We start from the raw sequence: 7,577 nt of genomic DNA on the forward strand, positions 1-7,577 counted from the left end.
ACCGGTGTGGAAGGCGATGGGATCCGGGGGCAGCACCGGGCGGCCCAAGCTGATCGAATCCGGCGGCGACAGCCGGATACCGGCGGCGATCGGCTACCCGCTGGGCGCCCAGGAGGGCGACACCACTCTGGTGCCGGTGCCGTTGAGCCACAACACCGGTTTCACCACCGCGACCATCGCGTTGCTGATGCGCCATCACCTGGTGTTGATGAGCCGGTTCGACCCCGAGCGGTTTCTCCGGCTGATCGCCGACCATCGCGTCACCTTTTTGACGACGGTGCCGACGATCATGCAGCGGACGCTGCCGGTCTACCAGGCCAACCCGGAAGCCTACGACCTGTCCTCGATTCGGCGGTTCTGGCACCTGGGCGCGCCCTGTCCCCCGGCCATCAAGCAGGCGTGGATCGACCTGCTGGGCGCGGAGAAAGTCTGGGAGCTCTACGGCGGCACCGAATTACAGGCGCTGACATTCATCTCCGGAGACCAGTGGCTGGCGCACCGCGGCTCGGTTGGCCTGGTGGTGGCCGGCGAGATGAAGGTGCTCGACGACGACGGCAACCCCTGCCCGCCCGGCGTGGTCGGCGAGATCTACATGCGGCCCGGCCCGGGCAGCGCGCCCACCTACCGTTATGTCGGCGCCACGGCGAAAAGCCGCGACGGCTGGGACTCGCTGGGCGATCTCGGCTATTTCGATGCCGACGGCTTCCTGTATCTCTCGGACCGGCGGGTCGACATGTTCACCGTCGGGGGCCGCAACGTCTACCCCGCCGAGATCGAGAACGCGCTCTCGGCGCACCCGGACGTGCTGTCGTGTCTGGTCGTCGGCGTCCCCCACGAGGATCTCGGCCAGGTGCCATACGCACTCGTGCACCCGATCGACGGTTCGAACCTGGATTGCGTTGGCGTGCAAGAGTTTCTGCGCGAGCATGTGGCGGGGTACAAGGTGCCGCACACCGTCGAGTTCGTCGACACCCCGTTGCGCGACGACGCCGGCAAGGCCCGCCGCTCGGCGGTGCGGGCCCAGATCATCGAGCGCTTGTCGACCGCGGAGGCCAGCTGACCCGCACTGGTCTAGGGCCGCCATGAGCCGCATTCGGCGATCAACGCATACGACAGTGCATTCAAATCGAGCTTGGGCCGCGCGAAGATGCTCCAGCAGGAATACTTGTTTTTTCGAGTCTGTAATCGTCTGTAATGACCAGGTACTGGAGAACGATGCCGTCTAAGTCACCGACATCAACCCCGAGACTGCCGCCCGCCCGGGTGGCTCGGGCGGTCGAGCGAGTCCGTCATCATGTGGGGCGGCTATACCAGAGACTGGCACCCCCGCCGATCGCGGTCATCGAAATCCTCTTCGGGGCCTTTCTGTCGCAGGCCATCTCGGCATCCGCGCAATTGGGCATTGCCGACGCGCTGGCTGCGGGCCCACTGAGCAAAGAGGAGTTGGCGCGCCGTATCGGGGCCGACCCGGACAGCGTGGCTCGGTTGATGCGGTTGCTGATCAGCCGCGGCGTGTTTCGCAGGCGTCGCGACGGCCGTTTCGCGCTGAACGCGCTGGCTGACACGTTGCGCACCGACTCGCCGATCTCGACGCATGGGACTGCCCTGTTCTTCGGCTCCCCGCAACATCGAGCGAACTGGACACGGCTGGCCGATGCGGTGCGCACCGGAGAGCCGAATCCCCCGAAAGTGTTCGGCAAGGACATCTTCGACTATCTCCGGGACGACCCCGAGTTCGCGGAGATCTTCAACAACGCCATGACCTCCACGTCGTCAGTGTTGGAGGCTGCGGCGGTCGCGGCGTACGACTTCAGCAACTTCGGCGTCATCGCCGATATCGGTGGCGGCCACGGCCGGTTACTGTCGTCCCTTCTCGCCGCCGCCCCCAACGCCCGCGGCGTGCTGTTCGACCTCCCCGAGGCAGTCGAGGGAGCACCACCTGTGTTGGCCGCGCACGGCGTCGCCGACCGAGTCACGGTGACGGGCGGGTCGTTCTTCGAAAGCGTGCCAGTCGCTGACGCCTACGTGATGAAGAACGTCATCCACGACTGGCCCGATGACAAAGCCATCGCGATCCTCGGCACCATCAAAGCCGCGGCCCCTGCGGGCGCGAAGCTGCTGCTGCTGGAGATGGTGGTCCCCGACCACGACCGCGAATTCCTCGGCCACTACGCCGATATGGAGATGCTGGTGATGGCGGGCGCATTGGAACGCGATCTCAAGCAGTGGACCGATCTACTCCGGCGGGGCGGCTTCCGGCTGCAGCGCGTGGTGCAGACGGCGGGGCCGCTCTGCGTCATCGAAGCCGTGCCCGGTTAGGAGGCGCGCCTCCGGCTCAGGCCTGCTGCGGGATGACCCGGCGAGCCGCTACGCCGCGTCGGATTTGGAGAGCGGACGGGACCGGACCGGCCGTCCCAAGATCACCTTGGCCGTGATCGCGCCGAGCTTCAGCATGCCGAGGTAGGTCGACGGGTTGAACAGGGTCGGCCACACCGTCCGGGTCCTGTTTTCGTCGAGCGGGCGTCCGGTGAACCGGTCGCGCAGCCACCGCAGGGCCATCGGCGAGGACAGCGGGTGCAGCAGCAGGTGACCGCAGAATCGATCGCGGTGATAGGTGACCGCCACCCCAGCCGCGCCATACGTCGCGACGAGCTCATCGATGTCGTCGACACTGATGATCCTGTCGTGCACCGCCTGGATCACCAGCAGGGGCAGTTCGGGTGGGGTTCTGCCGAGCTTGGTTTCGTCGAAGATGTGGCGCACCTCCGGCAGGTCCCACAGTTCGTCGGTGGAGATGTCGACGTAGGAGCCGATGTCTGCGTTGCGCAGCCGCCGAACCGCGCCCGCGGTGGTCAGCTTCCGCAATTCGTTCAGCACCGCCCTGCCCTCTTCGGTGGCGTGCTCGATGACGACCCGCTGCGCTTCCGGGAACACCTCGGTCAGCGCCGCGATCATCAGCGCGGCGAGTCCGGCGAAAAACGACCCGTTGAGGCGGCGCGCGACGCTTTCCGGGTCGGCGACCGGTGAGCCGAGCACCGCGCCGACGATATTGAGTTCCGGCGCGTAGCGGGCGGCCGCCTCGGCCGCCCACGCGGAGGCGAAACCACCGCCCGAATAACCCCACAAGCCCACCGGGGCGGACGGGGACAAGCCCAGGCGTTCGCAATTCAGGGCCGCCCGGACACCGTCGAGAATGCGGTATCCCGGCTCGCGGGGTGCGCCCCACATGCCGTGACAGCCCTCGTGGTCGGGCACCGAGACCGCCCACCCTTCGGCCAGTGCCGCCGCCACCAGCAGGAACTCCGCCTGCGTGAACGCGCCGATCGCCCCGGCGCCGCGGCGCAGCGCGTACGACGGGAAACACTGCGACGCCACCGCATCGATAGCGCACTGATACGACAACACCGGACACCGCGGATCGCGCTGTTCCGGCAGCAACAAAGTGGTCACGGCGACCTCGGGATCGTCGTGCAGGTTCGTGCTGCGGTAGAGGAGTTGGGTGGCCGTGAAGCTTTGCGGCAGCAGGCCCAGGAAGCCCAACTCGACCGTGCGCGAGCGCAGCACGGTGCCACATTCAGCCTGTTCATAACCCGGCGGCGGTTGGTAGAAGGGATCGTCATCCGGCGAGAGCGGACGCTCGCCAGGACTTAACTCCTCGTGTGGCGTGTCCGCCATCGGCCGTGCCGCGATCGTGTCGTTGTCCATTGTCGAACGCCTCTCCTGGACCGAAGCGACTTCGTTGCCTTGCCGCTTCCGGCACCCGCGACCCGCCGCTCTCTCACACTCGGGGTTACCCAAAAAAGAGGTTTCGAGACCTTCGGTACCGCATCGGAGGGGAATTCAGGTGGCCGTCCGGGCGGGCTCACGGCGCGATCGCGTCGGCCTCGGCGTCGACATCCTGAGCCGTCTCGGCCGGCTTCTCTCGTTTCTCCCAGCGGCGCAACGCTTCTCGGCACGGCGACTCGACCAGCGCATAGCTGACCGCGGCGATCGCGAAACCGAAGATCAGCGTCAGCACCAGCACCGTGGGCATGCGGCCGGTGAACGGGAACGTCCCGAGCACCGGGAACACCATCGCCAACGCCGCCAGATGCCACACGAACAACCCGTAGGACCAGCGGCCCAACGTCACCATGGCGGTCGTCCCCAAGATGCGATGCGCGGTGTCCACCCGATCCAGCACCAGCGGCGCGACCAGCGCGAAGGCCACCACGGAGCCCATCGCGGTCTTCACCGCGAACTGGGCCGGGGTGCCGGGCACCAGACCTTCGGGACCCGCCAGCGGCGACGCCGCGATCAGGTAGGCGACCACCGCGACGGCCGCCATCACCCACCGCCGGCGCGCAATCCGGTGTGGCAGCCCGATCCCGCTGTGCACCCACTCGGCCAGCAGCATGCCGGCGGCGAACCAGGAGAAGAACGCCGGCGGCCAGTTCAGCGGGTTGATACCCGAGGCCGAGTCGGCCGCGAAGAGCCACCCCCACGCCCAGCTCAGCGCGCCCAGCGCGGCGATCGCCGGCACCCGGCCCCGCACCGGCAGGCGGCGGGCCAGCAGCGCGAGAACCGGCAGCGCCAGATAAAAGCTGACCTCGACCGACAGGCTCCACATCTGGGTCAGCCCGCCGGTCAGCGTCAACGGCACATAAATCTGGGTGAGTGTCAGATTGGCCAGCCACACCGTCGGGCTGGCGTGGTCGGCGTCGGGCAACAGCGTCAGGATCACGACCACGGCGACCACATAGGCGGGCATGATCCGGACCACCCGCGACCGCAGGTAGTGCCCGGTGGCCGGACGCGACCCCAAACCCCGTGCCGCCGCGGCATGCCCGCGCCACAACAGAAAACCCGACAGCGCAAAGAACACCGCCACGGCCAGGTCGAAGCGGCCGAACAGCCTGCCGGTGGCGCCGCTGGAGTGTCCGGTCTGGAACGCGACGTGCGTGACCACCACGCCCATGGCCGCGCAGGCGCGCATGCCTTCCACGGCCGGCAGGAAGCTGCGCACCCCGCCCGCCCGCTGGTCATCGCTCACCACCACAGTTTGCCTGTGCCGTGTGGTCCGGCCATTCGGTACACCCGAAGGACCCGTCCGCGCGAGCAACAGGTTCGTAAGTCGCTGCCTTACTTTCTGCTGTTAGGGTCAAACGAGTTTGCCCCGGGCTTGCCTGCTCGGGTCGAGTCGCGGCTGATGAAGCAAGGAAATTGAGGAGGGCACAGCGACGTGAACCGAGCAGTCATGTTGCGGTTCGCCGCATGCGGGATCATCGGACTCGGAGCCGCCCTGCTGATCGCCGCGCTGCTTTTGACGACGTACACCACCAGCAGAATCACCAAGGTGCCCCTGAACATCGACGCCACGCTGATCGGTGACGGCACCGGGACCGCACTGGACTCCGCGTCGTTGTCGACCGACCACGTCATCGTCAACCAGAACGTGCCGCTGGTCTCCCAGCAGCAGATCAGCGTCGAGTCACCCGCCAACTCCGACGTGGTCACGCTGCAGGTCGGAAGTTCGTTGCGGCGCACCGACAAGCAGAAGGACAGCGGGCTGCTGCTGGCGATCGTCGACACCGTCACGCTCAACCGCAAGACCGCGCTGGCCGTCTCCGACGACACCCACGCCGGCGGTTCGGTCCAGAAGCCGCGTGCCGTCAACGACGAGAACCCGCCCACCGCGATGCCGCTGCGCCACGACGGGCTGTCCTACCGGTTCCCGTTCCACACCGAGAAGAAGACCTACCCCTACTTCGATCCGATCGCGCAGAAGGCGTTCGACGTCAACTACGACACCCAGGAAGACGTCAACGGGCTGACCACGTACAAGTTCACCCAGAACGTCGGCTACAACGCCGACGGCAAGCTGGTGGCCCCGGTGGCCTACCCGTCGCTGTTGGCGGGCAACGAGGATGCCAAGCAGACCACGTCGGCGGCGATGTGGGGCGTGCAGGGCGGTGACCCGAACGAACAGATCACCATGACCCGCTACTACGCGGCGCAGCGCACCTTCTGGGTGGACCCGGTGTCGGGCACCATCGTCAAACAGACCGAGCACGCCGATCACTACTTCGCCCGCGATCCGCTCAAGCCGGAGCTCACGCTGGCCGACTACAAGGTCACCTCGAACCAGGACACCGTCGAATCCCAGGTGAACGCCGCCCGCGACGAGCGCGACCGGCTGGCGCTGTGGTCGCGCGTCCTGCCGATCACCTTCACCGCGGTCGGTCTGATCGCGCTGATCGGCGGGGGGCTGCTCGCGTCGTTCAGCCTGCGCAGCGAGAGCGCGCTGACCGACCCCGGCCTGGACCGCGGCGACCAGGACTTCTTCGGCCGCAGCGGCCTCGAGGAACCGGTGCCCGGCGCCGAGGCCGAGACCGAGAAGCTGCCCACCCAACGGCCCGAGGCGCGCCAGGAGACCGGTCCGCCCGGCTCCGACCCGACCGGCCCGGATGAGCCCACCGAGGCGGGGCCCGCCGAATCCCACCCGCCCGGCACGCACGACCGGGAATAGCCCGGCCCGGATGCGTTAACCGTGCGCTGGACCCGACCCGGGTACGCACTGGTCTTGGCGCTGCTGGTGGTCGGGCCGCTCCTGGCGCCTGGATACCTGCTGCTGCGCGACGCGGTGTCGACGCCGCGGTCCTATCTGTCCGATACCGCGCTGGGGCTGACGTCGGCGCCGCGCGCCACCCCCCAGGACTTCGCGGTGGCGCTTGCCTCTCAGCTGGTCGACGGCGGCGTCGTGGTCAAGGCGCTGCTGGTGGCCGGGCTGTGGCTGGCGGGATGGGGCGCGGCCCGGCTGGTCGCGGTCACGCTGCCCTGCGCGGGCGCGCCCGGCCAGTTCGTCGCCACCACCGTCGCGATCTGGAATCCCTATGTCGCGGAACGGCTTCTGCAAGGGCATTGGAGCCTGCTGGTCGGTTACGGCTGCCTGCCCTGGGTGGCGGCCGCGATGGTCACGCTGCGGACGGCACCGACCTCGATCCGGTTCGGGCCCTTGGGGCTGGCCTTCTGGATCGCGCTCGCCGGGCTGACCCCGACCGGGCTGCTGCTCGCCGCGACGGTGGCGCTGGCCTGCGCGGTGGTGCCCGGTAGCGGCCGGCCGCGCCGGTGGTGCGCCGCGACGGCGTTGGGCGCCGCCCTGGTGGCGGCGCTGCCGTGGTTGACGGCGTCGGTGATGGGCTCGTCGCTGACCGCCCACACCGCGGCCAACCGGCTGGGGGTGGAGGCGTTCGCCCCGCGCGCCGAGCCCGGCCTGGGCACCCTGGGCAGCCTGGTCAGCCTCGGCGGCATCTGGAACGGCGACGCCGTACCCGGTTCGCGCACCACGCTTTTCGCGGTGTTCTCGGCGGTGGTGCTGTTGGGCGTGGTGGCCGCGGGCCTGCCGACGGTCGTCCGGCGCCCGGTGGCGGTGCCGCTGCTGGTGCTGGCCGCCGTGTCGGTGCTGATCCCGGCGGCCCTGGCGACCGGCCCCGGGGTGGCGGTGCTGGGCACGGTGGTCGACCACGTGCCCGGCTTCGGGGTGCTACGCGACGGCCAGAAGTGGGTGGCGCTGGCGATGCCCGGCTACGCGCTGGCGG

5 protein-coding genes and 1 pseudogene are annotated in these 7,577 nt (G+C 68.7%); 4 read left to right on the forward strand and 2 right to left on the reverse strand.

The genetic code is table 11. The features are described from left to right. Both A9W96_RS13770 and A9W96_RS13775 read left to right on the forward strand, forming a co-directional pair. Nucleotides 1-1,060, forward strand: a 1,060-nt coding sequence (locus A9W96_RS13770) for an AMP-binding protein (protein ID WP_067140446.1), incomplete at its 5' end; no start/stop codon positions are given. A gap of 236 nt (nt 1,061-1,296) precedes the next feature. Further along, complete coding sequence (locus tag A9W96_RS13775; RefSeq protein WP_067140449.1) at nt 1,297-2,319, forward strand: methyltransferase; 1,023 nt, start codon at nt 1,297-1,299, stop codon at nt 2,317-2,319. Nucleotides 2,320-2,367: 48 nt separating this feature from the next. Here the strand turns inward: A9W96_RS13775 and A9W96_RS13780 are convergent, their stop codons facing one another. Beyond that, nucleotides 2,368-3,705, reverse strand: a complete 1,338-nt coding sequence (locus tag A9W96_RS13780; protein ID WP_067140452.1) for a lipase family protein — start codon at nt 3,703-3,705, stop codon at nt 2,368-2,370. Between the two features lie 157 nt (nt 3,706-3,862). Then, on the reverse strand, nt 3,863-5,038 hold the full coding sequence (locus A9W96_RS13785; protein WP_067140455.1) for an acyltransferase: 1,176 nt from the start codon (nt 5,036-5,038) through the stop codon (nt 3,863-3,865). Between the two features lie 183 nt (nt 5,039-5,221). Between A9W96_RS13785 and A9W96_RS13790 the strand changes: the two genes are divergently transcribed. Both A9W96_RS13790 and A9W96_RS13795 read left to right on the forward strand, forming a co-directional pair. Next, nucleotides 5,222-6,508, forward strand: coding sequence for a DUF3068 domain-containing protein (locus A9W96_RS13790; RefSeq protein ID WP_197499511.1), 1,287 nt, complete (start codon nt 5,222-5,224; stop codon nt 6,506-6,508). A 21-nt stretch (nt 6,509-6,529) separates the two neighbouring features. Further along, nucleotides 6,530-7,577: pseudogene (locus tag A9W96_RS13795) on the forward strand (hypothetical protein); the annotation flags it as partial.

It is taken from the genome of Mycobacterium sp. 1245852.3 (genome assembly GCF_001669335.1).
GTDB lineage: Bacteria > Actinomycetota > Actinomycetes > Mycobacteriales > Mycobacteriaceae > Mycobacterium > Mycobacterium europaeum_A.

Coding starts and splice junctions, on each gene's coding strand:
- A9W96_RS13780 (WP_067140452.1), bottom strand. CDS start 3,705: ATGGACAACGACACGATCGCGGCACGGCCGATGGCGGACACGCCACAC.